Origin of the sequence: Paenibacillus polygoni, assembly GCF_030263935.1 — a bacterium.
GTDB lineage: Bacteria > Bacillota > Bacilli > Paenibacillales > Paenibacillaceae > Paenibacillus > Paenibacillus polygoni.
The window spans coordinates 789,914-816,270 of record NZ_CP127162.1 but is presented as its reverse complement, the minus strand read 5'-3'; the positions used below and the strand labels follow the sequence as shown (position 1 = coordinate 816,270).

28 protein-coding genes are annotated in these 26,357 nt (G+C 42.7%); 8 read left to right on the top strand and 20 right to left on the bottom strand.

Translation table 11 applies throughout. The features are described from left to right. Positions 1-30: 30 nt before the first annotated feature. From QPK24_RS03880 to QPK24_RS03805, 16 genes are all read right to left on the bottom strand, one after another. A complete protein-coding gene (locus QPK24_RS03880; protein WP_285746349.1) occupies positions 31-3,438 on the bottom strand; it encodes a pectinesterase family protein in 3,408 nt (1,135 codons plus the stop codon). 289 nt (positions 3,439-3,727) lie between these two features. After that, the gene (locus tag QPK24_RS03875) at positions 3,728-4,381 is read right to left on the bottom strand and encodes a deoxynucleoside kinase (protein ID WP_285746347.1); all 654 of its coding nucleotides are present in this window, start codon (positions 4,379-4,381) and stop codon (positions 3,728-3,730) included. Further along, entirely contained in the window at positions 4,378-5,001 is a 624-nt protein-coding gene (locus QPK24_RS03870; protein WP_285746345.1) for a deoxynucleoside kinase, read from the bottom strand. Before QPK24_RS03870 ends, QPK24_RS03875 begins: the two co-directional genes overlap by 4 nt. Positions 5,002-5,195: 194 nt before the next feature. Further along, positions 5,196-5,717, bottom strand: a complete 522-nt coding sequence (locus QPK24_RS03865) for a GNAT family N-acetyltransferase (protein WP_285746343.1) — start codon at positions 5,715-5,717, stop codon at positions 5,196-5,198. Positions 5,718-5,908: 191 nt separating this feature from the next. Beyond that, positions 5,909-6,076 (bottom strand): hypothetical protein, encoded by a 168-nt coding sequence (locus tag QPK24_RS03860; RefSeq protein ID WP_285746341.1) that lies wholly within the window; start codon positions 6,074-6,076, stop codon positions 5,909-5,911. A gap of 113 nt (positions 6,077-6,189) precedes the next feature. Continuing rightward, positions 6,190-6,726, bottom strand: coding sequence for a hypothetical protein (locus QPK24_RS03855; RefSeq protein WP_285746339.1), 537 nt, complete (start codon positions 6,724-6,726; stop codon positions 6,190-6,192). A gap of 70 nt (positions 6,727-6,796) precedes the next feature. Beyond that, complete coding sequence (locus QPK24_RS03850) at positions 6,797-7,015, bottom strand: hypothetical protein (protein ID WP_285746337.1); 219 nt, start codon at positions 7,013-7,015, stop codon at positions 6,797-6,799. 197 nt (positions 7,016-7,212) lie between these two features. Then, on the bottom strand, positions 7,213-8,862 hold the full coding sequence (locus QPK24_RS03845; RefSeq protein ID WP_285746336.1) for a catalase: 1,650 nt from the start codon (positions 8,860-8,862) through the stop codon (positions 7,213-7,215). Between the two features lie 286 nt (positions 8,863-9,148). Then, complete coding sequence (locus tag QPK24_RS03840; RefSeq protein WP_285746334.1) at positions 9,149-9,316, bottom strand: DUF3934 family protein; 168 nt, start codon at positions 9,314-9,316, stop codon at positions 9,149-9,151. Between the two features lie 125 nt (positions 9,317-9,441). Continuing rightward, positions 9,442-10,836, bottom strand: a complete 1,395-nt coding sequence (gene hemG, locus QPK24_RS03835; RefSeq protein WP_285746332.1) for a protoporphyrinogen oxidase — start codon at positions 10,834-10,836, stop codon at positions 9,442-9,444. Positions 10,837-11,065: 229 nt separating this feature from the next. Further along, complete coding sequence (locus QPK24_RS03830) at positions 11,066-11,410, bottom strand: EamA family transporter (RefSeq protein ID WP_285746330.1); 345 nt, start codon at positions 11,408-11,410, stop codon at positions 11,066-11,068. Position 11,411: 1 nt separating this feature from the next. Further along, positions 11,412-11,963, bottom strand: a complete 552-nt coding sequence (locus QPK24_RS03825) for a DUF2304 domain-containing protein (protein ID WP_285746328.1) — start codon at positions 11,961-11,963, stop codon at positions 11,412-11,414. After that, positions 11,947-12,699: a glycosyltransferase family 2 protein gene (locus QPK24_RS03820; RefSeq protein WP_285746326.1), complete on the bottom strand. Its 753-nt coding sequence runs from the start codon at positions 12,697-12,699 to the stop codon at positions 11,947-11,949. Before QPK24_RS03820 ends, QPK24_RS03825 begins: the two co-directional genes overlap by 17 nt. Then, positions 12,674-13,927, bottom strand: coding sequence for an ArnT family glycosyltransferase (locus QPK24_RS03815; RefSeq protein ID WP_285746324.1), 1,254 nt, complete (start codon positions 13,925-13,927; stop codon positions 12,674-12,676). The genes QPK24_RS03820 and QPK24_RS03815 overlap by 26 nt, the downstream gene beginning before the upstream one ends. 192 nt (positions 13,928-14,119) lie before the next feature. After that, positions 14,120-15,340: a sensor histidine kinase gene (locus tag QPK24_RS03810; protein ID WP_285746322.1), complete on the bottom strand. Its 1,221-nt coding sequence runs from the start codon at positions 15,338-15,340 to the stop codon at positions 14,120-14,122. Between the two features lie 5 nt (positions 15,341-15,345). Continuing rightward, a complete protein-coding gene (locus tag QPK24_RS03805) occupies positions 15,346-16,053 on the bottom strand; it encodes a response regulator transcription factor (RefSeq protein ID WP_285746320.1) in 708 nt (235 codons plus the stop codon). 276 nt (positions 16,054-16,329) lie between these two features. Between QPK24_RS03805 and QPK24_RS03800 the strand changes: the two genes are divergently transcribed. The 5 genes from QPK24_RS03800 (at position 16,330) to QPK24_RS03780 (ending at position 19,411) form a co-directional block, all read left to right on the top strand. Further along, positions 16,330-17,307: an NAD(P)H-binding protein gene (locus QPK24_RS03800; RefSeq protein WP_285746318.1), complete on the top strand. Its 978-nt coding sequence runs from the start codon at positions 16,330-16,332 to the stop codon at positions 17,305-17,307. 99 nt (positions 17,308-17,406) lie between these two features. Beyond that, a complete protein-coding gene (locus QPK24_RS03795; protein WP_285746316.1) occupies positions 17,407-17,562 on the top strand; it encodes a hypothetical protein in 156 nt (51 codons plus the stop codon). Between the two features lie 299 nt (positions 17,563-17,861). Further along, positions 17,862-18,395 carry a hypothetical protein gene (locus QPK24_RS03790; protein ID WP_285746314.1) on the top strand — a complete coding sequence of 178 codons (534 nt, stop codon included), beginning with the start codon at positions 17,862-17,864 and terminating at the stop codon, positions 18,393-18,395. Between the two features lie 133 nt (positions 18,396-18,528). After that, entirely contained in the window at positions 18,529-18,795 is a 267-nt protein-coding gene (locus QPK24_RS03785) for a hypothetical protein (protein ID WP_285746312.1), read from the top strand. A 193-nt stretch (positions 18,796-18,988) separates the two neighbouring features. Further along, a complete protein-coding gene (locus QPK24_RS03780; RefSeq protein ID WP_285746310.1) occupies positions 18,989-19,411 on the top strand; it encodes a DUF1796 family putative cysteine peptidase in 423 nt (140 codons plus the stop codon). 72 nt (positions 19,412-19,483) lie between these two features. Here QPK24_RS03780 and htpG read toward each other — a convergent pair whose 3' ends face one another. Beyond that, complete coding sequence (gene htpG, locus QPK24_RS03775; protein WP_285746308.1) at positions 19,484-21,370, bottom strand: molecular chaperone HtpG; 1,887 nt, start codon at positions 21,368-21,370, stop codon at positions 19,484-19,486. Between the two features lie 101 nt (positions 21,371-21,471). After that, entirely contained in the window at positions 21,472-22,788 is a 1,317-nt protein-coding gene (locus QPK24_RS03770) for an Imm26 family immunity protein (RefSeq protein WP_285746306.1), read from the bottom strand. 253 nt (positions 22,789-23,041) lie between these two features. On the opposite strand from QPK24_RS03770, the gene QPK24_RS03765 reads away from it, so the two are divergent. Further along, on the top strand, positions 23,042-23,377 hold the full coding sequence (locus tag QPK24_RS03765) for a nuclear transport factor 2 family protein (RefSeq protein ID WP_285746304.1): 336 nt from the start codon (positions 23,042-23,044) through the stop codon (positions 23,375-23,377). A gap of 127 nt (positions 23,378-23,504) precedes the next feature. Here QPK24_RS03765 and QPK24_RS03760 read toward each other — a convergent pair whose 3' ends face one another. Continuing rightward, positions 23,505-23,696, bottom strand: a complete 192-nt coding sequence (locus tag QPK24_RS03760) for a hypothetical protein (RefSeq protein WP_285746302.1) — start codon at positions 23,694-23,696, stop codon at positions 23,505-23,507. Positions 23,697-23,917: 221 nt separating this feature from the next. Here QPK24_RS03760 and QPK24_RS03755 point away from each other — a divergent pair, with 221 nt between their 5' ends. Next, positions 23,918-24,889, top strand: coding sequence for an aldo/keto reductase (locus QPK24_RS03755; protein ID WP_285746300.1), 972 nt, complete (start codon positions 23,918-23,920; stop codon positions 24,887-24,889). A gap of 185 nt (positions 24,890-25,074) precedes the next feature. On the opposite strand, the gene QPK24_RS03750 is transcribed toward QPK24_RS03755, so the two are convergent. Next, entirely contained in the window at positions 25,075-25,593 is a 519-nt protein-coding gene (locus QPK24_RS03750) for a hypothetical protein (RefSeq protein ID WP_285746298.1), read from the bottom strand. An 88-nt stretch (positions 25,594-25,681) separates the two neighbouring features. On the opposite strand from QPK24_RS03750, the gene QPK24_RS03745 reads away from it, so the two are divergent. Further along, on the top strand, positions 25,682-26,266 hold the full coding sequence (locus QPK24_RS03745) for a GNAT family N-acetyltransferase (protein ID WP_285746296.1): 585 nt from the start codon (positions 25,682-25,684) through the stop codon (positions 26,264-26,266). Positions 26,267-26,357 lie beyond the last annotated feature (91 nt).

The window sequence follows — 26,357 nt, the reverse complement described above, 5'->3', positions numbered from 1 at the left end:
CCTTCATCAACCCTCATCATTTAAATGAATTTAATTTTCTTTTTCTTTTTTTACTGTTACTGTTGTTTCAGCAAGTGTCCGGTTACCCGCATGATCAATTGCTTCATATACAATCGTATATATGCGTTCTTTCAACCCGCCTTTTACCTCAGCACGGAGCATAAATTCAAAATCAGGAGTACCAAACTCTGCTTCTTGAATATCAGCTCTTTGGTGTCCTTCATGTTGATCTTCATCACTGCTTGTAATCGATACTAGATTGATCTTCGCTACTCCAGAAAGGTCATCTTCCGCAAAAGCCGTTACTTTAATCTCCTCCAGCTTGTTGCCCCTTGGGTACAATACCGGCTTATCAACGGAAAGATTGAGCAGCGGCGGGGTCTGATCAATTTGTTCCTGTGTAGTAAACTGAACTTTATATTCACGTTCACTTCCATCTTGTGCAGTAACCGTAATAAAAGCCTGCTTTGAATCCCCACCCGCCTGTATGATGTCCACTTTGGCATATGCAGAACGAACCTCGGCTTCTAGTAGAGGTACATCCTCACCAGCTCCCACTGTAACTTCATAAGATAACCGGTTTGCATCAAATTCTGGCAGCGGCTGGCCGCCAATGATGATCGAGGATAAGGCTGCATCACCGTCTGGAACGGCAATCATAGAGGCTGGGTTCCATCCATCATTCCCAGACAGAATATGTTCGGGAGTGAGCAAAGATGCTTCCTCATATGTTAGCTGTGTTGACCAAGCGTATCTTGCCGCTGGATTTGCCCCAGGTCCATAACTTGCAAATTCTCCATAGCGGGCGGTGAGTTCATTCGCAGGATTTCTCCAGTTATCCCATCCCGTTGATTCAATGTGATCACCGAGTTCACTGTTAATGACATATACATTAGAATAAGGTCTCCACGGACGTCCCAAAGGAACTGTACCTGTAAGTCCTGGTTCTGCAGTGAATCGGCTATTCAAAAATACATAACCTAGTTTGTCTTCCGGGGTGGATGCCGCTGTGACGTAACCATCATTCAGACTGTGAATAATACTGTTCTCAAAAACAACAGTGGCTCCGCCAAAGATAAAATCAACATCTCCTTCAATATAACTGTCTACAAAATACTGACGACCATCATTGGCATAAAAGGTATCTTGATAACCCTTTAGATTGACTTCCCTGAATGTCATACGATCTCCTTTGGTATACAAGGCAACCGCCTGACCGGCATCATCTCCAGCATCATTCATAATCGTTAATCGCTCTGCTGAATAGTCGTTAGCCAGTACCTTGAATCCAGAACTATTGGAAGTTCCCATGGGCAAGCCGTCTGCTCCCGGGGTACTCGCACTGTCGCCATACACAAGAACGGTACCTTCCCTGCTCTCCCCGATCATCCGAATATTTGGTTTTGTAGCCGGAAGGACCAATTTTTCGCGATATATGCCGTTCTTAATATAAATAATTACCTGGGATGTATTCTGATCTGGTACTGCATTAATGGCCTCTTGTACGGTCTGATAATCTCCGCTTCCGTCTAGTGCTACGGTAATACGGCGAGCTGGAATGTCACGAACGGGAAGGGAAGCTGCGCTTTCTGCTCCACCGATGACAGCAGATACAATATAGTAATAAGACTCTCCGTTCGTAAGGCCTGTGTCAGTAAAGGAAGTCTCTGTCAAACCATCCGCGATGGTTAAATAAGAGCCGTCTTCAGACAAGCTTCTTTTTACCGAATACGTATCAGCTCCCGCCAGAGGCTCCCATTTCAGGGTCAGCTGTTCATTGCTCGGTATGATCCTAACCTCCTGAGGTCCTGCCAGTGGCAACCCGTCGCGTTCTTGAGGCTTCACAACAACCACTTCTGATCCTAAGCTGCGCGAATCCTGATTTCTGGCGACTACCTGATAATAATAGGGCTTGCCGCTAATGACATTCGTATCGGTATAGGATGTGGATTTGGTAATTCCTAGTTCCTCAAATGGTCCATTCGCGTATACCGCTCGCTGTACGGAATAGCTCTCAGCTGCATCGACAGCAGACCAAGAAATAAGAGCACCCTGAGAGATACCTTCGCCTGTTATCTCCGGTGTTCTCAGCTGTTGCACCGGTGTAACTTGAATCGGTTCACTACCTGGTCCCTCACCAGCAACACTTGATGCAGATACCGTATAGTAATATACTTGTCCATTTATTAGACCGGAATCTCGATAAGAGGAACCGCTAATTTTACTGACAACGATCTCGAAAGGACCGGTCATGGTCTGACTGCGTTTTACCGTATAGGTCACTGCCTGTTGTGTTAGCGGTTGCCAATTCAGATCGATCTGACCACTTCGGGTAGCAGCGGTAAGTCCGCTTGGAACATCCGGTTTCACTGCACTCTCGCTCGGCAGTGCTGTGGCCTGATTAGATAAGCCGCTCTCTCCAGCGGGTCCTGTTGCAGTCACTACGTAATAATAATGGACTTCGTTCTTTACGGTTTCATCAACATAGCTAAATTCGTTCAGTCCTTTTGCTAGGATCTCGTAAGGACCGCCATCTTTTTGACTGCGTTTCACTGTATAAGAAGCAGCTCCAGCAGCCGGCTGCCAATCGAGTTGAACCTTTCCATTGCCAGGCAAAGCTTTAAGTCCCTTTGGAGATGCTACAGGTTCGTTATACACTTTTAGGTTGTCATAATAGATCGTACCCTTGCCGCTTCCCGGCATTTTCCCCATAATGCGGCTGATTCCACTATCTCGCATATCCGCTTGAAGCGGTACATCGTCTGCACTAAGCACATGATCAATATAGATATCGGCGGTCTGTGCCGTGATATCCACCGCGATCTTCATGTTATACCAGCGGTTATTTTCCGGATGGTCTGCAAGCTTATAGTCGGCTCCACTGCGTTTATATACGAAAGTATCCGTCCCTTCTGCCGCTGGCTGCGTTGGTTTCCGAATTTCAATAGAGAGCGGAATCTTAGTACCTGTCTCATCCTGTAGCTGAAGCAAAATGGAAGTCCCCGGCCATGATTCGGACATGACGTCAGCTTCTACAACAAAGGCACCTGTCTGTTTTGTAAACTGCCGAGTGAACTCTGTATTTACAGGCGCATTATCATAAACTTTTAGACTCTTTGCTGATGAATTCCCTGTTGAACTTGCTGGAGTATCTACCACCGTCACGGTATGGTCGGCATCCTGTGGATCGGGTAGAACTACGTAATCTGCAGGGGTAGCACCGAGTTCAACCTCTTCAAAGTTATCATCTACCACATAGATCGTTCCGACTGAGTCAGTCGGTATCTCGCTTTTTTCCGAAGAACGGAAGCTGTCACTGCTTGCGTTCACTGACCGCAGAGCTGATGCTTCGGACGAAACATCAGACGCTTTCGCAGCAGCTGGCTGCATTGATGCAATAAGCGATAGAACAAGCAGCACACTGAATTTTTTCTTCATTAAACAATCCCTCCTCAAATGAATAGCTTCTTTGCTTTACATCCTCCTTACCTCCCTGATCTGACTATCCATGATTGTTGTCTCAGAGATTCTCCTCATTATCCGTCAGACAACACTTACAAGCTATATATCTAAAGCAACCTCCCGAATTAGAATACGGTTTTTTATGTAAGCGTTATCAAATAAGTTGTTTACTGCATACTTCTTGCTCCTATCTGCACATCACTACATTAGGACAAAAAAAGACCCCTCTCATACCCCGTATGCCGAGAGGAGCCTATTCCTAGATTTACTTATTGTTTCGATGCTTAGTAATCGTCTTACCAACTTCCGTGAGTATGCTGTCTAAGGAAGCAGGATCATGCACATCATACTCATCAATGTTTAATTTGAGCACAGGACAAGCGCTGAATTCACCAATCCATTTCGCGTAGCGTCCATGCATCTCTTCCCAATAGGACGGATCTGTCTGAATTTCCATCTCGCGGCCGCGTTCTTTGATCCGGTTCAAGATCGATGGAAGGCTTCCTTCGAGATAGATAAGTACATCGGGATGAGGGAAATAAGGAGTCATCACCATTGCTTCAAATAAGCTTGTGTAAGTCTCAAAATCCGTTTCACTCATCGTGCCTTTATCTGCATGCATTTGAGCGAAAATACCGGTATCTTCATAGATCGAACGATCTTGAACATATCCTCCTCCTGCTTCAAAAATATTTTTTTGCTCTTTAAAACGTTCAGCCAAAAAATAAATTTGCAGATGGAAGCTCCATCTCTCAAAATCATGATAAAACTTCTCCAAATAAGGGTTATGATCCACCTTCTCTAGAGAGGTTTTGAAATGAAGTCGATCCGCAAGTGCAGCAGTTAAGGTAGATTTTCCTACACCTACCGTCCCCGCCACCGTAATCAAAGCATTTTGCGGGATGTTATAGTCGTTCATTGAATGTACTCCTTTATCTCAGACACAATCAGGTCAAATTGCTCCGGACTTGCGACAAAATCGATCTGATTACCGTCAATTGTAATAATTTTTGTATCTGGCTCTCTCTCAGCAAGAGACGTCATTGCTTCATCGTAATCTATAATAAGCTGTTCAAGATAAGCAGGGTCCATCTTCTGTTCAAAAGAGCGACCGCGTTTCGCAATACGTTTAAGCAGCGTATCAAGATTCGCTCTGATATATATAATAAGATCTGGTTTCGGAAGATCATCAGTAAGGATGTGATAGATCTTGCGATACTTCTCTCTTTTGACACCCTTCAGCGTGCGCTGTGCAAAAATCAAGTTTTTATAGATATGATAATCGGAAATAACTCTTTTGTGATGCTGGATATAGTTCGTCGTCGTGTCTTCCAACTGCTTATACCGATTACACAAAAAGAACATTTCGAGCTGAAAGCTCCATTCATCTATATTTTCATAGAATTTTCCGAGAAACGGATTCTCTTCTACGATTTCTTTTAATAAAGGGATATCTAGTTCCTTGGAAAGCATGGACGACAGCGTCGTTTTTCCAGCTCCTATTGGACCCTCAACCGCAATAAACATGCCTTTTGTCATGTGAATCCTCCTGTTATATTCGTAACCGATATTACCGTCATAGAGAGTTTATTGTATCACAGAATATCTCTTTTCGGACCGATTAAAAAAAGGAAGAAAACATGACAATTCCCAATCCACAAAAATGATATAAACAGCAAAAAACCATTCCCCATGCAGTTACACTGGAAAATGGTCTGAAAGTTAGTTGCTCTCTACTTTGGTTCTACTTGATATACCTCTGCGTACAGGGTATCCCGGTAAGACTGAAACTGCTCCTCTGTAAGCAGATTTGGATAACTCATTACCATCAGAGGAAAATCGGGTTGTCCCGCTCGAAGCGGCGGCTGCACATAGGGATAAGAATTCAGATGAAAACCAAGCCGCTCATAAAATCCAATCCTTCTCTTACTTATTTCTTCATTCGGCAGTTCCACTTCAAGCACGACCGGCTTATTCATCTGTGCTATAAAGTCCATCATCAGCTGCTTACCCAGCCCGCCGCCGCGAATAGATGGTTTTACAGCGATATGCTCTACAAAACAGAATTCATCAAATTCCCACCCGCCCAGAAAGGCGATGACCTCACCCAGGTCATTCTCTTTGGTGAGCAGTCGATAGCTTGGATTCGCAAGCAAAGCTTGCTGTCCTTCAAACGTGCGATATTCAATCAGAGGAAACGATTCCTCCATAATGCTATACACCTGTTCAAACACAGGGGGCTGAATCTTGCTCATAAAGTCACTTCCTTCTTGTTGTTCCCTTCATTCTTCCTCACGTAAGTTAGCACCAGTCTACCATTTGACGTGCAGCTTATCCAGTTCTGCCGAGTACGGAAGCAAAAAAATAACCCGTACCACGAGTGTGGCCGAGTTATCTTTTACCGATCTTCCCAGCTCAAGTCAACGAACTAGTTCAAGTCAACGAACTAGTTCAAGTCAATGCGCGGTGATTTTCGTCCACCGTGGGAAGAACGCGAACTTCTCATCATACCGGATACCGTGTTAAACACTTTATCACGTGCCGTTTTATTTCTCATCAAGTATGTCACTCCAGCACCAACAGCTGTTAACAACAATCCTCTTTTTTTCAACATGATCATTTCCTCCTTCGTAAGTAGTATGGTTACCTTCTTGTTTGAAAATTACCCTTCTTACAGAATTCGAAACGCAAAGAGTTGATTACCTTCTGTAATATTATGGAAACAGACTAGAATAAATCGCTTGTCTCTACCGAACTTTCAAACCTTACAATCGTATGCATCGTATCGCCTATAAGCTGTTTCCATTTGAGCTCATAAAAAACTTCTGTATTCGGTTTATCTTTAAAGAAATCTTCATTAGCCGAAAATGAAACTTCGTAAACAGTTGTTTTTAATTTTCTTTCAAGCACGGAGATGCTTGGCTTCGACAGTGCTTGCTTTGCTTCTTGCGGCAGTCTCATCTCAATAGTGATCGGCTCATTCGATTCGTTTGAGAACTCAGCTATTCCTGTAAATTCTTTCCCCTCCTGTTCCATATGTGAATACACAAGGGTGCTTACTTTATTGATCTGCTCCTTTTCTTCATCCCTTTTAGCAAGGTCCACTTCATTCTCTTCTTCCAGCTTATAAATGATTTTATCCTGCTGCGCAGGAGAAGCCTGAACATCTGATTCAGCCGCTTCATTGTCACATGCGGACAGGAACGACAGACACAAAATCAGTCCTGCTGCCATTAAACTTATTTGTAGGAATGGTTTTCTCATCTTGTTTTATATCAACCTTTCGGAATGGAGTACGTTAGTCAAAGACCCAGTATAACAGAAATGAGTCTCATCACTCTTCCTTTTTCCGTTCAGACGCTGTATGTTTTGCCTTCGTTTCGGTATCCAGCTCTCTGATGCTCCGGTTAAGTCTTAGTAAAGAACTATCTAGTTTATCAAGACGTGACCCGATGGTTTGCAGCACATAGCGAAGTAGAATAACACACACCGCCATTGGGAAACCTATATTCGTAATAAGATAGACCATTTCCTCCAAGGTTAGATTTTCCATTGCTCATTCCTCCTTTACTAAGAAAGGAAATATGAATGGCTATTTTACAACCTAAAGCAAATAAAAAAGCGGATTCTGTTGTTACCTGAACTAAGGGTTCATGTTCATCAGAGTAAAATTCAAAACAAAAAAATGGCCGCCAACATTATCAGTTAACTGATAATATGGCAACCACTTATAACTTGCTCTCTACAATTTTAATATGGATCCGCTTCGCGGCTGTTTTTCACTGCATCTGCTGTCGCTTCATTCTCGGCTAGGGAACCTTGACGATATTTGGATTGGCCTGCTTCACGGCCCGGAAGCTTGTTATCCATTTTCGTATCCTCAAGTTCTTTTCGTTTCTTCTCAAGCCCTTCCCGCACACGACGGCCATAGTCCTGATCCGCCTCAGTAAAGTGTTCAATCATGGCATCTTGAATTCGTTTGTCACAGACGGCAAGTGCTTCGGATAAGTTCTTAATGAGTTCATCACGTTCCCAGTCCTCAAAATTGCGATAGGTTTCACCTGCTTGACCGTAATTGTTCGGCCGGTCAATAGGAGCACTCATCGCCTCCGCATTATACGTTGGGCGGTGCTGAGGGCGACCTTCACTAGTTGCCTCCTGATAGCCTCCAATCATGGATGGCTCATAGTTAACATTCGGATTGTCACCCGACTCTTTTGGATCACGAATATCCATTTGTCCGCGATGTTGGTTCGTCCGTACAGGTACTTTCGGTGCATTTACTGGTAATTTAAGATAGTTCGCACCTATACGATAGCGCTGCGTATCCGAGTAGGAGAAGGTACGTCCCTGCAGCATTTTATCATCCGAGAAGTCCATGCCATCAACCAGAACTCCCGTACCAAAAGCAGCTTGCTCAATCTCTGCATGATAATCTACCGGGTTACGATCTAGAACCATGCGGCCTACCGGAAGCCACGGGAACTTGTCCTCCGGCCAAAGTTTGGTATCATCAAGCGGATCAAAATCCAGTTCAGGATGGTAATCATCCTCCATGATTTGTACATACAGCTCCCATTCAGGATAATCCCCGCGCTCGATCGCTTCATACAAATCTTGTGTCGCATGACTCACATTTTTCCCTTGGATAGCATCTGCCTCTTCTTGCGTTAGGTTACGAATGCCTTGTTTCGGCTCCCAATGGTACTTCACGAGAACTGCCTCACCCTTGTCATTCACCCATTTATAAGTATTTACACCAGAGCCCTGCATATGACGGTATGTAGCCGGGATACCCCATGGTGAAAATAAGAAAGTAATCATATGAGTAGCTTCAGGCGAACGGGAAACAAAATCAAACATCCGCTGAGGATTCGCTACATTGGAAGCTGGATCTGCTTTGAAGGCGTGAATCATATCTGGAAACTTCATTGCATCACGGATAAAGAAAATCTTCAGGTTATTCCCTACCAAATCCCAGTTACCTTCTTCTGTGTACATTTTTACGGCAAATCCGCGCGGATCTCGTGCTGTCTCGGGTGAATCTTTGGATCCTGCCACCGTGGAGAAACGAACCATAAGCGGTGTTCTCTTACCTGCACCCGAAAAAACTTTCGCACGCGTATATTTTTCTACAGGTTCATCTCCTACTTTACCGTAGGTCTCAAAATATCCAAATGCGCCGGCTCCACGCGCGTGAACCACACGCTCTGGCACTTCTTCTCGATCGAAGTGAGATATTTTTTCAATAAAGTGGTAGTTTTCAAGTGTTGCAGGGCCCCTATTGCCGATGGTACGGATGTTTTGATTATCCGTCACCGGATGTCCCTGGCGGGTGGTTAGTGTCTCTCGTTTCACATCTTGTCCGGTTGTCTTGTTCTGTTTCTTATCTTCTGCCAAAATGTAAACCTCCCTAATTAAAATAGTCCCTCAAGCCTTGTAGAATGAAGGATGCTAACGAGAATAACGAGTCCCATTTCATACTTATTATTCTGCAATATTCATTACACTGACTCCGTTATAGATGAACCGTTCACAGAAGCTAATTCATCAAAAATTCTCCTTCTACACCGGATCTTCATCATTCTTTAATAAAGGTCACATTCACTGTCTGCTCATACAAAAAAAACCCGCCGAAACGGCGAGTTCTTTAGTTTATGTCTATCAATCTCATATGTCATAAAAATTAGCGATGATCGGCTGAGCCGGCTTCACTATTCTCTGTTTTCTTTGTCCCTTTACTCTTGTATGGTTTAGGAGAATTGTTAGCGCGGCGTTCGCCTGCTTGCCAACGATTCCATCCTTTTTTTCCTGTACCTCTTCCTGTTCCGCCCTTACCTTTTGCCTTACTCATCGAATCACTCCAGCTCTATTCCTATGTTATGCCTGAACTATACAGGAAAAATAGCGATAAGTACAGTAAAGACATGAAGATCTAGGATTCTTCTTCCCCTGCCAAACCATGAGTTTTGTGTCCTTCTATAGCTGTTCTATTACCTTCGCAGCAGTCTTCTCCCCATTTGCAATACAGTCTGGAACACCTACGCCGTAATAAGAACAACCAGCGAGAAAAATACCTGGATAGTGTGCTGACATTTTCTCTTCCAGTGAACGAACCAACTGATGATGAGTCCGGTGATAATTCGGCATTTCCTCATGCCATACTTTTACATTATAAGAAACAGGATTTTCGGACAGACCAAGACTTTTCCGTACATCTTCTGCTGCTGCTTGCAGCAGTTCTTCTTGTGACATATCCTTCATCTGTTCATAGGCTGGATTTATGCTTTTATAAAAGAGTCTGACTAGCAGCTTACTCTTCTTCGAAGTATGTTTCCATTTACGGCTCGTCCAAGTGCAGGCGTTGCAGATGAGATCGCTGCTATCAGAAGTAATAAATCCGGTCCCATTCGCCGGAAGCCGCTCATCTGGTACATCATACCCGAGATAGATACTGATCATCGAAGAACTGCGCAGCTGTTCAAAATCGTGATTTAGTTCTTCATGCTGAAGCATATTTGCTACTGCCTTATGGGGCGCAGCTAGAATGATCTGATCTACACTTATATCTTCTCCATCAGAAATGGAAATAGTATAGGTTCCTTCCTGCGGTCCATGAACGATTTTGGTAACGGCCGTATTCTTACAGATGGTTACATCCGTCAGTTCTCGCTCATAGGCATCTATAAGTTCAGACATTCCGCCTTCAAAAGATAAAAATTTCTTGCCTTCTTTGGGACCTTTCAGCTCGCTTCGATGAGCATCCAGGCCACGGATGAGACTCCCATACTGATTTTTGTAATCCAATAAATAAGGCATCGTTGATGCAAGAGTCAGTTCATGAATATTGCCCGAATACACCCCGGAAATCACCGGTGCAATCTGCTTTTCCACAAATTCCGTACCAAGAAATGCCTCAAGGAAATCCCCAAGCGAGTCCTGTTTTGTAAACGTCTCATTGGGCGTGTAAAGGTCTTTCATAGCGGCAACTTTTCCTTCGGGAGATATCAGTGTGGTCTCTGCAAGAGACTCAATGCTCATCGGGATCCCAAACATCGCATCTTCCGGAATCTGCTTGAGCTCTCCATCCGTGTGGATGAAAGAAGTCCCTGTCTCGTTATAAACCACTTTTTCTGTAAGCTTTAACTCTTCAATGACTTCGAAAATATGTTTTTTACGAGTGACAATAGAATCTGCTCCCGTCTCCATCGTGAAGCTGTCATCGTGAGCAGTACAAATCTTGCCGCCCAGCTGACTGCCCGATTCAAGTAAAATAACACGAGCAGCAAAGTCTCTTTTCTCCATTTCTTTTTGCAAGGTATAGGCTGCGGATAATCCGGTAATGCCGCCTCCAATTACAGCTATTGTCTTCACAAACGCTCACCTACTATATCTAAAGTATATGGTTATTTAACATCTAAATGATGGAATAAAGTATACCATACCCTGCCTGTTCGTTCTTAGGACAAAACGTAATGGAACATAAAAAAGCATCTGCCCATCCTATCATGTTGATTGCTTTCTCAACGTAAGGATTAGACAGATGCAGATTCTCTCGATGAATAAATGCTCCGCGCAAGCACTAATTAGTCTAGCGGTACCGTCATTTTGCAGCAATGATAGCCGCACCGATCACAATGACTGCCACTCCGATCCAGCGATTCAGGGGGACACTTTCCCCAAAGATATACCAGGCGGCCACGATTCCAATCGCATAAGCAAGGCTTTGCAGCGGATAGGCTACACTTAGCGGCAGCTTGGAGAGAACAATAAACCATAGCCCTGTAGCCAAGCCGTAAAACAGAATGCCTAGCAGGATTAGAGGTGAAAATAAGACGGACACGAAATTGCCGAGCTGAATGCCTCCCTGCTGTTCAAGCCCCATTTTCCAAACAATCTGGCCAGAGACAAGCAGTAATATATTGAGCAATAACATAATATAAGCCATCTTACCGGATCTCCTCCCTGCTCGGATCCTGTGGGGGAACACCATGAACATCAGGGGCTAGAGATGAAGGGCAAACTTGGTCATAGGATTGTTTACGTTTAAGGTGCAGCTCAGAAGATGGCGAGAAGTCAGGTATGGCTATCCCTTGTTCCTCCTCTTCCGCTGTAGTTAATCCCTGTACCACTGCTGCTTTTTCGACCTGCTTTTCGAGCTTTTGAATACGTTCCTCCGTAAGCCCAAGCGTTTGCGTCAGTACGACGACCCGGTTCGTTAGAGAAGATACGGTGATCGTCAGATGCAGCAGAATGAATAGTATGGCAACCACACTCAGCAAATAAAGCAGCGACGGAGCATAGAAAATACCAATGCGTACCGCCAGCCTATCCAAAATGGACGGAAATAAAGATAACACCATCATGATCGCGCTCATCAAAAGCCAAAGCAGTGCATACTGCTCCTTCAGTTTTCGCTTGCGAATTAAATATAGAATCGTAGCGGCAAACGCTAAGCTGATACAAAAGCTGACAAAGTAAACATTAAGATTCATAGCCATGTTCCCACGCTCTCTTTTTCATGGTTTTCATGAGTAAGACAGATAGGATCACCTTGGACATATAGTACACGGATTTCATCGCCGAGATACTAGATACCCCGCCTTGACGTTCCTTCATGATGACAGGAATCTCAGCAAAGGTGAGTTTCCGGTTATACAAGAGCATCAGTGCTTCTACTTCTGGGTAGTCGGTCGGGTACTCGCGAGCGAACAGAGAAATCGCCCGTTTCCCGCAAAAACGATACCCTGAAGTTGGGTCGGTTACAGACTGACCGGTAAGCCGGGTCAAAAGGGCAGACAGTAGACCGATACCCATTTTACGGGCAAAGGTCGACTGAAACCCTTCCTTTGTAATAAAGCGAGAACCAATGACCATGTCCGCTCCTGTCTCAAGGATCGCATCCAGCAGCCGATTCAGATCACTCGGATTATGCTGCCCATCCCCGTCAATCTGCACCGCATAATCGTAATGATGTTCAGCCGCATAGCGGTAACCCGTTTGCACGGCTCCACCGATGCCCAGATTGCAGGTCAGATCGATAACGCTCGCACCTGCAGCTCTCGCGATCCGACTGGTGTCGTCACTTGATCCGTCATTGATGACCAGCACGTCCACATAAGGGATATCTTGACGAATCTGGCGAATCACTTGCCCAATGCCTTCCGCCTCGTTATAAGCAGGAACGATGACAAGTACTTTGAGCGAAGAATTATGAATGGTTGGTTGATTCGTCATAGATAACAGCTCCTTTCTGTGAATGTGAGGGTCTTACGTATTTATTCCAAAACCAGCGTATGATCGCGACGCCGACCACCGTATCCAGCATAATAATCAGTGGCATGGAAGTGTAGTTATATCGGTATTCTGGTACAAATGCTAAGCGTGTCACCGTCATAACCACAACGATCAGCGTAAGCAGCGTGAGCGGCTTTCTCCATTTCCGAACAGCAGCAATCAAAGCGACCGGACAAAAATAGACAAGTGCTAAATGAAGCATACTGCCGAGCGGACTTGGAAGTACACTGTAAGTTGGGGTATGACCGCTGCCAAAATACATATTGGAGTAGATATATTTTATCTTGCCAACGGTATACCATTTTACAAAGGTCCAGGTGTGTTCAGTAAAACCGATCTTCAGCCGCTCTTTTGCGACCTCCATTTGAGTCTTACCGTGACGGTCTACCAGTCCATCATCATAGTTTTTATCTGGATAAGTACCTGCCGCAAATGGATTGACCTGTGTGGAAGCAATAACGACCTCGTTCAGTGTTACCATGTTGCGGATCACCCAAGGTGAGAGAACAACCCCGGTACCAATACAGGTGAACAGCAGTAATTTCAGTGTGAGCTTAAAGTTCTTTTTCCAAAAGTAATAAAACACATAAACCGCTGGAATTAGAATTAAAAATTCCGGACGCGTCAGCACAAGCAAGCCCATTGCCGCACCGCTAAGCAGAGCGAGGGTTCTTGTTTTCTTCTCAAACGCCTGAAGCTGCAGGCGGATATAAAGCATTAAGAAAAAGCATGCCAGCACCTCCGTCAGCACTGCGCCGTTACTCCAAATGAACGGAGGATATACTGCGCTTATGAGCAGTACAATGATCGACACCGTTTGGCCCGCCAGTTTTCGGGCAATGGAATAAATCAGCCCCAAGGTAACAAGGCTAATACCGACTTGGATATACCGAATGTACGGAAAGGGATCATTATGCTGATAATCGACCATCTTATAAACTGCCGCCATAAAAAGCGGATAACCCGGCGTAACCTGGGCGTTTGGCTCCGTATCCTTATAAGCATAAATTCCATCTTCCAGCAGCTGCCGAACCATAATGTCGTAATTCACTGTATCATGCGACACTTTATGATTGACCGAGACGAGAAAGTCGAGTCTTACAAAAGCAGCCAGTGCGAAGATCAATACGATCATCGTTATCAGCAGTATTCTTTTATGTGTAAGCATCTTAGATGCCACCTTGTCCATTTGTAAGTCTTGCTCCTTCCTGAAGTAAATATGTCAGAGGAAGTGGCGTTCGCCGCTTGCTTTCTTTCCTCTTGTTAAAGTCAAGACTACAAGACACTTCTTAACGGTTTTTATCTAAATGCTTAACAAACTCTTAAGTTTTTCATTGATTTATTTTAAACAGTCGTTAGGCTATTCCAAGATGGGCAGTCGAGTCTCGAACACCGTCTGTCTAGGCGAGCTTTCTACGGAGATTTCACCCCCGTGCACATCAAAGATACTCTTGGTGATCGCGAGTCCTAAACCCGTTCCACCCGTTTCTTTCGAACGAGACTGTTCGACGCGGTAGAAACGTTCAAAGATATAAGGAAGGTCCCGCTTCGGAATAGGTTCCCCATAGTTACAGATACGTACAACAACCTGTCCATCTTTTTTTTCAATATAAATGTCTATATATTTACCGCTCTTCGCGTACTTAATTGCGTTAGAAATGAGGTTCTCATAGGCCCGAACAAGTTGGTCCCCGTCTGCCTTAATCATCACCCGATGATCCGGTACATGTGTGCGAATGACCATGTTCGCCTGCTCCAGACTCGGAACGAATTCTTCAGCCAGCTGCTCAATGAGTCCTGTTACATCCAGTTCACGTAAATGAAGAGGCATGCCATTGTTAATACGGGTATATTCAAATAGATCATCGATGAGTTTTTTGAGACTAAGTGATTTTTCATACGCAATATTCATGTAATAGCGAAGTTCCACCTCGCTCGTATAACGGTCTTTATCAATGATTTCTAAGAATCCGAGTATGGAAGTAAGCGGGGTTCGAAGGTCGTGGGAAACACCAGTAATTAAATCATTCTTCGTTTTCTCCGCGTTTCGCTCTTCTTGAATGGAACGATTCAGCTGTTCGCTCATCGCGTTGATACTCTGTGCAATTAGGCCAAGCTCATGGTTTTCTCTAACCGGAATTTCATGCTCGAAATTCCCCTTAGCGATTTTCGCAAGGCCTTGGTTAATCTCCTCCAGATACGTATGAATCTGTTCAGATACGCTGTTGATGTTACCTGCGATTGTACCCAGTTCATCAGAAGCCTTCACCTTTACAGTCGTATGAAGCCGTCCGTCCGCCATCTCCTCAAGAACGCTTGCAAGCTCCTTCGCACGTAAGACAAGCGGGCGGGTCACAAAGATATATAAAGTGATGAAAAATATTGTTCCAAAAATAAGCATGGTAGGTTGAGAACCAACATGGTTGATGATCCATGCCAGGGGCACGTTATAGGGGTTTAGTTTGAGAACATAGGAAGCAAGCAGCCCCCCAATCAGCACAAACAGCAGTGTGAGTCCCATGCATCCAAGAAAAAGGGCAAGGAATTTCCAACGAATACTGATGTATACTTTGGTATTCATATCCCTTACATCTCCTTTGCAGATCTCATTTTGTAGCCGATGCCCCATACCGTTTTAATATAAGCAGGATGCTGCGTATCCTTTTCAATTTTTTCACGGAGCTTACGGATATGTACCATGACCGTATTTTTCGAGTCCATAAATGGCTCATTCCAGACTTCCTCATATATTTTGTCCATACTTAGGACAATTCCCTGATTAACGGCCAGAAGCTTTAAGATATCAAATTCGCGGGGCGTCAGCTTCACTTCCTGGTCCCCCACCGTCACGGTATGCGTAGCCGTATTAATGACAAGATCGTCAATCACAATCTCATCATCGCCCGAATCACTGCGGTTATTGAGCATCTTGTACCGGCGAAGCTGTGATTTAACCCGGGCAACCAGTTCAAGCGGGTTAAAAGGCTTAGTAACATAGTCGTCGGCACCAATGCTTAGGCCTGAAATTTTATCCATATCCTGACTTTTTGCAGATAACATAATAATGGGAGTATTATTTTTTTCTCGTATTTTCATGCATGCTTGAATTCCGTCCATTTGTGGCATCATGACATCAAGAATAATTAAATCAACTGGGTTGTGGCGCAGTATTTCGAGGGCTTCCACCCCATTAAAAGCCTTAAATATTATGTATCCTTCATTCTTTAAATAAATTTCAATAAGTTCAATAATTTCCTTCTCATCATCAACAAGTAAGATTGCTTCTCTGGACATGTTGCATTCACACCTCTTTAAATATTCTAAAATCTATGATTAAACTTTAATAAATGACTCTCATTTGAATGAGTTATGAAATTGTCTCATATCGCATTATAAACCAGAAACCTTAATATTACGGTCACAAACATCTTAATATTAGCTTAAAATTCCTGTAGATGATTCTCTTTAGAATAAGCAATCTCACGCTTTTTATACCGCTCATCGGAAGTTAAGATGGAAACAAAGGTAGTGAAATCAACAGTTAAGCAATAACAAAGGAGAAACAACCCAATGGATCAAGAAAAGCATTATCGTCCCGTCATTGCCCTTACCGGCGCATCAGGACATATCGGCCAGTATCTAATGACCGAGCTACAAAAGAATTACCATATCATCGCCTTATCTGGACGGGCTGACCTACATAAAGATACAGAGCATGTTACTTGGCGCCCTTGTGACTTTTTCTCCTATGACGATGTGGAAGAAGCACTGCGAGGAGCTGACTATGCCATTTATATTAGTCAATTCATTTATTCTTCCGCCAAACTAACTCAGGGCAGATCTGAGGATATGGATGCGATCTTAGCAGGGCATTTTGCCAGAGCAGCACAGCGGAACAAGATGAAAAAAATCATATATATCAGCACCATGCCCCCGGCGGAGATAGATAACAAAGACGACAGATCCCGTCACTTGCAAAGCAGACTTGAAGTAGAGCAGATCTTAAGCTCATCGGGTGTACCTGCTGTTACCTTTTGGATAGAACCGTTTGATAGTCCGTCGATTACTCCTTATTCAATGATGGGTTTAGCGAAAAAATCTATGAAATCAGATGTGAGATCCGTACAGCGGCTCTGTTTACCGGAAGGAAAAAATGCACAGTGGGTTCTACATTATTACACCGAGTGGCTGTCACGTATTACGAAACCGTTCCTTCGGATTACAAGAAGTGAAGATCAGAATGTCCGCATTTTTCCTAGGGCCATAAAAGTTCCAATGCTCGAACTAACCTATGATCAAACGAAAAGCAGTTCATCTCATGCTCTATACCGAATTACAGGCGGAATTTTGGTGAATAGGCGGGAAGTTGATAAGGGGAGACTTGAATTTTTACAGTTGCCAAACTCGAGAGAATGTATCGCAGCGATTCATGATTATGTACCTTCATTACCTTGGTTTATCTATAAGTACTCTCAGGCTGCCATTCATCTGTGGGTTATGAAAGCTTTTGATCTTCACCTTAAGCAGCTTAGCCAGCATAACAAATGACACCCTTCAGGTAAGTGCCCTTCATGTTTGAGTACTGTCTAATCGGGTAACTATTATTATGTCGAAATCAACGTTAATCATGTTAAGGAGGTAATTCAGATGCAACAACAAACAGGAGATCAAGTACGCAATCAAGACGATAGCAAAAACAATTCCCCTGAGCAGCAGGAAAAAGTGAAAAAACATGAGGATATTGAGCCTCAAGCGGAGAACTGGAACCCTCGTGACCTTCCTGATCCGAACAAAAAGAATTAATTCCAAATCATAAGTTTTCATACAAGACCGCCTATCTAAATAGTGCGGTCTTTTTGACGTTGTTTTACGCGTCAATATCATATCTAAGCTCTAAAAGAATAAAACAGCTATGTATTTTTAGTGTAACCATTTTCTGTATGTAGTGTTTATATCTTAAGATCATGTTATTTACAGCGAAGGGTGCTGGGTTCTCTGAACAAGCGAGATCATCTGGAGTATAAAGCAGCAAAAATGAATCACCAAAAGAGCACATGCAAGATATAGATATAGATCATAAGACGGAGGGCACATCCTATCCTATGACCCGTAAGGGGACTTGTAAAATAATTTCCATACTTCTTGGTATAGATGTGATGCTTATTGTACTACATAGCATGGGCTATTATCTCCGCTTATTTCCACCGGACAGTCTAGTATTATCTATGTTTATTTTCAACAGTATTGTGCTGTTGTCGATGGGAATCATAGCTAAGATTTATACCATTGTTGCTGCATTTGTGCCTGGAGTTATTATTGTTTTTCTCATTCTGTACTTCAGCCATGCAATCAATGATGAACATTATACAACCATTCACTCACCGATCGGAAATGAAGCTGTAGTCGTTCTATACTCTGCAACTAGTCTAGGAGAAACCATGTATTCTTATGACTTTTATCAGTCCATGCTGGGGGGCCTCCTATTGAAAGAACTCAACAACCGTTATAGTTATATGGATTTTAGACAATACGACTCCGCTGAAGATGTACTTGGAATGAATGATCCTACGTGGAAAGATAAAAAACATCTTATTTTCCATACAGCATCAGGAGAACACGCCCTGAGGTTAAAATAAAATAAGTGAAAAGTATTGTCATTTTTTACAATTAAGTGGTATTTTATATAACGGATTGATTTCATAGAATTTTTAATGTGCATATGAAATTGGTCATACACAGAAAAATACATAAGTTAGGAGATGAAGAAAAGTGTTAGATAATGATCCTCATGTTACACCGAAAACGTATGATGCTCCGGAAGCCCCAGTGGTAGGCGTGAAAAGTTGGATGCTTGTTGCTTTTCTGATGGCTATCCCGCTCGTGAACCTCATATTTTTATTTATTTGGGCTTTTAGCAGCTCTACCAACCCGAACAAGTCCAATTATGCGAAAGCATCCTTACTATGGATGGCAATTGGGATTACTCTTTATATTGTCATCTTCGTTATCGCCTTCTTTATCGTTGATAATAGTTAGTTCTCATGATAAACAGCCCCGTCCTGCTAAGGACAGGGCTGTTTTGCCGCGTAGCCTTGGTTTGCGTTGGTTTCAAGCTCTCTATCGTATAAGCTTCGTCTATTTCCGCCGAACCGTCTGGCATGATCTAGGTCCGGATAACGAAGCTCCCTTGTTCTGAATGCCCAAACATTATTGGGGGTTTTGTATATAATTGAATAGAAACGAAATTTCACAGAAAATGGGTGACTCCATGAACTTACAAGACGTAAAGAAAAGCTATGAACTCATCGTAAGTTTAGGCATGTCTTGTGCCCCCGCTATAAATCTACAAAGAACTAGTTTGAGAAAATTCTCTATGCCTCTCGATTGGATGATTTCTTATTCATTAACTGAGGTTAATAAACTATATAAAAACAAATTTCAGAACTTTATGAAACTAGAAAACCTGACCTTACTGGAAGAAACACATTATTATCTAAAGGATGGCCTGCCTGCCTTCTCAGCCGATAATGACAATACCTTAGTGAAGTCTTATTTTGTCCGGGATACGCTGTATAACATCATTTCAGTCCATGACTTTCCGGTTCTTTCGAATCAACATTGGTCTGTAAGCTATCCGCCATTTAAAGATTAAGCTGATTAGACATATAAAAGGAAAAACCCCTCCTTATGCTTACATAAAGGAAGGGCTTTTGATGAATTGATTTTACGCCATAATTTTGCAAATATCATTAGTGAAAGCGACAGGATCTTCAACCTGCAAGCCTTCAATTAGAAGTGCTTGATTGTACAGTACGCTAGTGTACACAGCAAACTTCTCTTTATCGTTCTCAAATGCTTGTTTGAGTGAATTAAACACTTCATGGTTTGCGTTGATTTCCAGCACTTTATCGGCTTTCACCTGCTGTCCATCTGCATTTGGCATCGCGTTCAGCACTTTTTCCATTTCAATCGTAATCTCACCGTCAGCAGACAAGCAAACCGGATGAGACTTCAGACGTTTGGAAGCTTTGACTTTCTTCACTTTACCGCCAAGCAGTTCTTGCATTTGTTCGAACAATTCTTTGTTCTCATTTTCTTTCGCTTCCGCTTCCTGCTCACTTGCATCCGCTTCAAATCCAAGATCACCGCTCGATACCGAACGGAACTCTTTCTCCTGGTAGTTCTGAAGCATCTTGATGGCGAACTCATCCACATCATCTGTGAAGTACAGAATCTCGTATCCTTTATCGGCTACAAGCTCCGTTTGCGGCAAGCGGTCAATACGTTCTACAGACTCACCTGTTGCGTAGTAGATATACTTCTGCTCTTCCGGCATACGGGATACATATTCAGCCAAGCTCACAAGCTTCTTCTCTTTAGAAGAGTAGAACAGGAGCAAATCTTGAATATCACCCTTATTCATACCGTAGTCGTTATATACACCGAATTTCAATTGTCTGCCGAAGGATTCATAGAACTTCACGTAATTATCGCGCTCATCCTTCATCATCGTTTGAAGTGCGGATTTGATTTTGTTCTTAATGTTCTTCGCAATCAGTTTCAGCTGACGATCATGCTGCAGAAGTTCGCGGGAAATGTTGAGTGATAGATCCTCGGAGTCTACCATCCCTTTCACGAAGCTGAAGTAATCTGGCAGCAAGTCACCGCATTTGTCCATAATAAGAACACCGTTAGAGTAGAGTTCAAGACCTTTTTCGTACTCTTTTGTGTAGTAATCAAACGGTGTTTTTTCCGGTATAAACAGGATGGCATTATATACAACTGCACCGTCTGCACTGATATGAACGTGTTTCAGCGGCTTATCGAAACCATAGCGTTTTTCAAAATAAAAGTTCTCATAATCTTCATTTGTGAGCTCATTTTTATTTTTGCGCCAGATCGGTACCATGCTGTTCACGGTTTGTTCTTCGATAACTTCCTCGAACTCGTTCTCAGCATCTTCTTTCGGCTTCTGCGTCTTCACATCCATCTTGATCGGATAGCGAATGAAATCAGAATACTTCTTGATGATGGTTCTAAGACGATACTCTTCAAGGTATTCATCGTAAGAATCTTCTTCTGTATTCTCACGAATGTGAAGAATAATATCGGTTCCCACGCTGTCTTTCTCTGCTAATTCAATGGTATATCCATCTGCGCCTTCGGACTCCCATTTGTAAGCCTGCTCGCTTCCCCATGCTTTTGTAATCACGGTAATCTTGTCAGCCACCATGAATGCAGAGTAAAAACCAACCCCGAACTGACCAATGATATTGTGTCCTTCCTTCAGTTCGTTCTCGTTCTTGAACGCAAAAGAACCGCTGTTCGCGATGATCCCGAGGTTATTCTCCAGATCTTCTTGTGTCATCCCGATTCCTGTATCGGAAATTGTTAAAGTGCGGTTTTCTTTGTCCGCCGTAATCTTAATAAAGTAGTCTTCGGACTGGAAAGTCAGTTGATCTTCCACCAAAGCTTTATAGTACATTTTATCAATCGCATCACTTGCGTTAGAAATCAGTTCCCGTAAGAAAATTTCTTTCTGGGTGTAAATGGAGTTAATCATCATTTCAAGTAAACGCTTGGATTCCGCTTGGAATTGTTTCGTTGCCATGAATAGTCTCCCTTCTACTCGTTAACCTATTTTAGCACTCTAATAAAGAGAGTGCTAAGTCTTCCTTTTATATACCATATTCCATTTTTTAATGTCAAGTTTTAGGACTGATTATAGTAACCTGGTACCATCACACTGACCGTCTCAAAGTACATAAACCGCAGCTCGTCCTGCTGATTTTCAGCACCCATTTCCTTATACCATGCTTCCTCCATCTGTTCTTCTTCAACTACATTTCCTCGCCACAATGCCAGTCCTAACTCTTTAAAATAATAAGCATACCCATTATCCTCTTCGGACCGATCATAAGGCGATACATTATCAATCATCGGAATCAGTATCTTAGCTTTCGTGTGAAAAGCATCCACCTTCTGTTCCGGCAAATGGATACGGACTTGAAGAAGTTCCGGTTCATAACCTGTGACCATCTCTATAAAAGAGATCTTTCCCTCCGGATCATAGTCGATACGAAAAACATCATTAAGCGAATAATTCCAAAGACCTTTTAGATGCTCTTTCCTATAGGATTCCAACACCTCACTGCATTCTTTCTCGCTCATCCCAAGATAGAGATTTCCAATGCGCTCACCGGGAATGACATCAATCACCGTATTCGGCACTGGTCTTAAAGCGTTATTGTATGGCCCTTCTACTCCTGGTAAGAGAAACGCCTTATAGTCTTGCATTGGATCATCCCAATCTGTAAGTCCATAATAAGCATTTGCTAATTCGGTAAAATAAGAATCGGAGAAACGTTTGATCTTTCTTCCTTGATATTCGGATACGGCTCCTTCTCCGGTAATAAGTACGGGAGCACTTCCAATCACCTGAAAGGTGAAATTATGTATTTTGTCGCCTGCTAACGGTAAAATGGCAATGGGACGCTGATTTACGATATAAGAAGGATCTAACACCTCTTCCGAGCAACATTCAAAAAGGGCACATACCGGATTCTTCTCCGCTGTCTCCCCTATTACTTGTCCGTAGGCATAGTCCTCATTCATCAAAGGGATCGTAAATACGTCACCAGTCTTGCATGTTTGCAGGGTTGGTCTAACCCAATTTCTGCAGTACTCGATTACACTATTCTTTTCTTCATTAGATAGGTTCATCTGATAAGGCGGAACCATGAGATCATGCGCCAAGAAAATGACTTGAAGGATTGCCTCCGCTTGGTCCTCGCTAGCATGAACCATAATTCCCCCATCGTCATATTCAAAGGTAATTCGGTCCAGCAACCCTTCTTCCTCTTCCTGAATCTTCTCTAACAATTGGAGACCCGCTTGTGTATTCGTCTGTACTCCGAATAGGTTCGCAAGTCTTGTTATGAATATGTAGCGATCCAGGTCATAATCAGGAATAAATAACGTCATGTGTCCAATTGTAATATGCTTATGGGTATCTTTTGATAAGATCATGTAAATCCAGCTCCTTATTATTGTCCTAATGCCTGTGTAAGTATTTTCATAAAGCTGAATGTCATTAATACACTGCACCTTTAATGTCCATAGTATCATGAGACTACGAAGAAGAATGAAAAGATTAGAAAGTTTATTGAAGCTAACTTTACCACTTTAAAATAGTAGTTGATTGGTGTGGTAAAAATTGTTATATTCTGAACAAATGAACTCTTTATCTACCCATCTTCCCATACGTAAAGGAGACTTTCCTATGTCGATCACCCAAGTTATTGATGCTCAGCTTGAAGCTTACAATGCACGTGATATTGAAGCTTTACTCCGTACTTATCATCCCAATTGTGTTATTGAAGATGCTGCGGGCAACGTGCAACAAACGAACAGAGAAGAGATTCGCGCTAGATATACGAAGACATTTGAAGTAAGTCCTGAGCTGCATGCGAAGATTCTGACTCGGATTGTGAACGGTCCTTATGTCATCGATCATGAAGAAGTCAGCGGACATAGCGGAAGAACAGATCTGCTGTATGCTGTTCCTGTCTACCGTGTTGAAGATGGTCTGATCACACATGTACGTTTTATCGGTTAATTCATCAAGCTAGATATAAAATAAAGAGGTAAGTCCCCAGTCATAAATGATCGGGGGCTTACCTTTCTTTGTAAGAATTTCTTCATTTCAGAACATCGATTACTCCACTTAAAGATGCTGGTAGCTGCTAATGTCCTATATGATCATCCGGAGCAATGAATTGATAGGAAGAAAGCAGAACAAAAAAGATGACCATTACAATTAAAGAAATTCCTATCCATTGATAGAAGCCTTTATTTGCAGAATCCTTTTTTGACTTCACAAGGAAATTGATGCCCATAGTTAAAAATATAATAAGTAAGGGAATTACGATTATCATACATACACCCTCCTTTTTTCCATTCTATACTAAAAATTAATGATCTACTGAATCAATTCATAAGTGGACTCTATTAAAGAGCTTCTTCCTGCTATAAATGAGGGTTTATTTCCCTATTCTTCTTATCTCTTTTGCTCTCGTTCTCTGGAAATAATATACTTAATGTCTATAGATCATTTCTGACTAATCCTACCGAAGATCTTGAAAGGGGCATTGTTCTAATGAAATATAACTATCTAGGTCAAAGTGGACTTCAAGTCTCACAGCTTGGGCTTGGCACGAATTCTTTTGGTAAGAGAGCGGATGAGCAAACCTCTGCCCGTATTCTCCATCACGCCATCGATCATGGTATCAACTTTATTGATACAGCCAATATTTATGCAGGAACCGAATCAGAACGAATCATTGGACAAGCCCTGCAAGGGAAGCGAGATCAAGTCGTACTCGCTACAAAAGCAGGTCTTGTCAAAGACGATAAGCCTAACGGGCGTGGATCTTCCCGCTATCATCTACAGCTTGAGCTGGAGAACAGCCTGAGACGACTCCAAACCGATTATGTGGATCTCTATCAGATTCATACCTTTGATCCTAACACACCTCTAGAAGAAACCCTTCGGGCACTCGACGACATGGTACGTTCCGGTAAAGTACGCTACATCGGCGCTTCTAACTATGCTGCTTGGGAGATTATGAAGGCACTCGGTATTAGCGAGATGCGGAATTTCGTGCGCTATGTATCTACTCAGACCAGTTACTCTCTAGCGGATCGTACACCCGAACTTGAACTCGTTCCGATGTGTCTTAACCAAGGTGTTGGAATCATCCCTTACTTCCCGCTTGCAGGGGGAATTCTGACAGGGAAGTATACGAACAAAAACAGCGCTCCATCTGGTTCCCGTGCCGAGACGGATCCGAACTTTAACCGTTTCCTAGAAGAGCATAATTTGGAGCTTGGACGTAAGGTAAGTGATCTTGCCGCTTCCCATGGTTACTCCCCGAGTGCTTTATCTGTTGCTTGGCTTATGAACCGTCCAGCGGTCTCTACCGTTATTGTGGGTGCGACAAAGACAGAGCAGCTAGACGATAATATCAAAAGCCTTGAGATTGATATGAATTCAGATCTCGGTGCTGAGCTGGATCAGATCAGTGAACCGTTTATTCATGCTAAACCTTTTGCGACGTATCGTATTTAGGTAGATCTGCACAAAGTGCCTTTGATGCATTTGAATTAGCATTGTAATCAAAAAAAGTAACCTACTCCAGTGAAAACTAGCGAGTGGGTTACTTTGCTTTGGTTATGTATAACATCGGGTGAATCTAACGAAAGAAATCATTTTATTTGATACATGATTTTGCTGCCCTCAAGTTATTAGAAGGGTTAGTGTTCTTCAACAAACAATCCCAGTTGCTCGATTAACGGAATTATAGTCTCAATCGACTTTGAGGTATGAATTCCCATCAGATAGTCATATGCGATAAAGACCTTCATTCTTCTAGGATAATATACTTTAGCCCACATATCTTCACGCAAAACTAATCTGCAAAAAGAACCCACCTGCTCTTTATCAAGCTCATCTAAGTCTTTTATATGAGTATAAGTTTCTAGTAATTCCTTAGAATAGAGTTCACGATATTGTTCATTCATTTCCATAAAAGTATCGTAAGAAAAACTTCTCGCGACTTGATTAACCATCAAAAATGGTATTTTCATATATTCCATAACCATCTGTATGGCTTGAATATAACTGTCTTCTATTTTCATATAATGGTCAGCTGTCAGCATCTCACCATCAAACAACTTACCTATGTCACTAATAGCAATCCAATCTTCCTTTAGATATCTTCCCTCTTCATCGCGGAAATGAGGATTATATTTTGTAATTGCGTACTTATACAACTTATCAACTCTCCTAAATAATTTAATTGCCAGTAAAATACATTCCATGTTATGTTTATGAGAAATTTTTCCACTGGAGGCTAGCAATATGACCCATGAAACTACAGAAAAGATCATGCTCACGATTCCAGAATCCTTTGAAAGTAAAAGGCTGATCATCCGTGCACCTAAATATGGGGATGGCGCTGCCTCCTATGAAGCGGTTCAGGAGAGCATGGAAGAACTGCGTCCATGGATGCCTTTTGCGAATGACTCGCTTACCCCCGAGAACTCGGAAATTAATATCAGGCAGGCACATCTGAAATTTCTGAAGCGATCCGATTTACGACTCATGCTGTTCTCCAAAGAAAATGGACAATTGGTCGGAAGCAGCGGACTGCACCGGATTGACTGGGATGTTCGCAAATTTGAAATTGGTTACTGGCTTAGAAGCTCCTATGCAGGTCAAGGCTATATGAGTGAATCTGTAGAAGCCATAACCAACTACGCAATTCGTGAACTCGCGGCTAACCGGATCGAAATTCGCTGTGACGCAAGAAATGTGAAAAGCGCGAAGGTAGCCGAGCGGAACGGGTTTGTCCTTGAAGGAATTTTACGCGGAGACAGTCTGGATGTCTATGGGAAGTTGTCGGACACCATGCTTTTCTCAAAAATACGAGGGAAAGAATTTTAAAGATTTCCCCCGCTAAACAGACCATAAATAGTCCATGTTATCGATATGCTAAAGCGGTATCTAAGTAAAAAGAGTCGTTAATGGGCTGAAC

Excerpts from the sequence above, each read along its gene's own strand:
- QPK24_RS03880 (WP_285746349.1), bottom strand. The coding sequence starts at position 3,438 with ATGAAGAAAAAATTCAGTGTGCTGCTTGTTCTATCGCTTATTGCATCA.
- QPK24_RS03875 (WP_285746347.1), bottom strand. The coding sequence starts at position 4,381 with ATGAACGACTATAACATCCCGCAAAATGCTTTGATTACGGTGGCGGGG.
- QPK24_RS03870 (WP_285746345.1), bottom strand. The coding sequence starts at position 5,001 with ATGACAAAAGGCATGTTTATTGCGGTTGAGGGTCCAATAGGAGCTGGA.
- QPK24_RS03865 (WP_285746343.1), bottom strand. The coding sequence starts at position 5,717 with ATGAGCAAGATTCAGCCCCCTGTGTTTGAACAGGTGTATAGCATTATG.
- QPK24_RS03860 (WP_285746341.1), bottom strand. The coding sequence starts at position 6,076 with ATGTTGAAAAAAAGAGGATTGTTGTTAACAGCTGTTGGTGCTGGAGTG.
- QPK24_RS03855 (WP_285746339.1), bottom strand. The coding sequence starts at position 6,726 with ATGAGAAAACCATTCCTACAAATAAGTTTAATGGCAGCAGGACTGATT.
- QPK24_RS03850 (WP_285746337.1), bottom strand. The coding sequence starts at position 7,015 with ATGGAAAATCTAACCTTGGAGGAAATGGTCTATCTTATTACGAATATA.
- QPK24_RS03840 (WP_285746334.1), bottom strand. The coding sequence starts at position 9,316 with ATGAGTAAGGCAAAAGGTAAGGGCGGAACAGGAAGAGGTACAGGAAAA.
- QPK24_RS03830 (WP_285746330.1), bottom strand. The coding sequence starts at position 11,410 with ATGGCTTATATTATGTTATTGCTCAATATATTACTGCTTGTCTCTGGC.
- QPK24_RS03825 (WP_285746328.1), bottom strand. The coding sequence starts at position 11,963 with ATGGCTATGAATCTTAATGTTTACTTTGTCAGCTTTTGTATCAGCTTA.
- QPK24_RS03820 (WP_285746326.1), bottom strand. The coding sequence starts at position 12,699 with ATGACGAATCAACCAACCATTCATAATTCTTCGCTCAAAGTACTTGTC.
- QPK24_RS03815 (WP_285746324.1), bottom strand. The coding sequence starts at position 13,927 with ATGCTTACACATAAAAGAATACTGCTGATAACGATGATCGTATTGATC.
- QPK24_RS03810 (WP_285746322.1), bottom strand. The coding sequence starts at position 15,340 with ATGAATACCAAAGTATACATCAGTATTCGTTGGAAATTCCTTGCCCTT.
- QPK24_RS03805 (WP_285746320.1), bottom strand. The coding sequence starts at position 16,053 with ATGTCCAGAGAAGCAATCTTACTTGTTGATGATGAGAAGGAAATTATT.
- QPK24_RS03800 (WP_285746318.1), top strand. The coding sequence starts at position 16,330 with ATGGATCAAGAAAAGCATTATCGTCCCGTCATTGCCCTTACCGGCGCA.
- QPK24_RS03795 (WP_285746316.1), top strand. The coding sequence starts at position 17,407 with ATGCAACAACAAACAGGAGATCAAGTACGCAATCAAGACGATAGCAAA.
- QPK24_RS03790 (WP_285746314.1), top strand. The coding sequence starts at position 17,862 with ATGACCCGTAAGGGGACTTGTAAAATAATTTCCATACTTCTTGGTATA.
- htpG (WP_285746308.1), bottom strand. The coding sequence starts at position 21,370 with ATGGCAACGAAACAATTCCAAGCGGAATCCAAGCGTTTACTTGAAATG.
- QPK24_RS03770 (WP_285746306.1), bottom strand. The coding sequence starts at position 22,788 with ATGATCTTATCAAAAGATACCCATAAGCATATTACAATTGGACACATG.
- QPK24_RS03765 (WP_285746304.1), top strand. The coding sequence starts at position 23,042 with ATGTCGATCACCCAAGTTATTGATGCTCAGCTTGAAGCTTACAATGCA.
- QPK24_RS03760 (WP_285746302.1), bottom strand. The coding sequence starts at position 23,696 with ATGATAATCGTAATTCCCTTACTTATTATATTTTTAACTATGGGCATC.
- QPK24_RS03755 (WP_285746300.1), top strand. The coding sequence starts at position 23,918 with ATGAAATATAACTATCTAGGTCAAAGTGGACTTCAAGTCTCACAGCTT.
- QPK24_RS03745 (WP_285746296.1), top strand. The coding sequence starts at position 25,682 with ATGACCCATGAAACTACAGAAAAGATCATGCTCACGATTCCAGAATCC.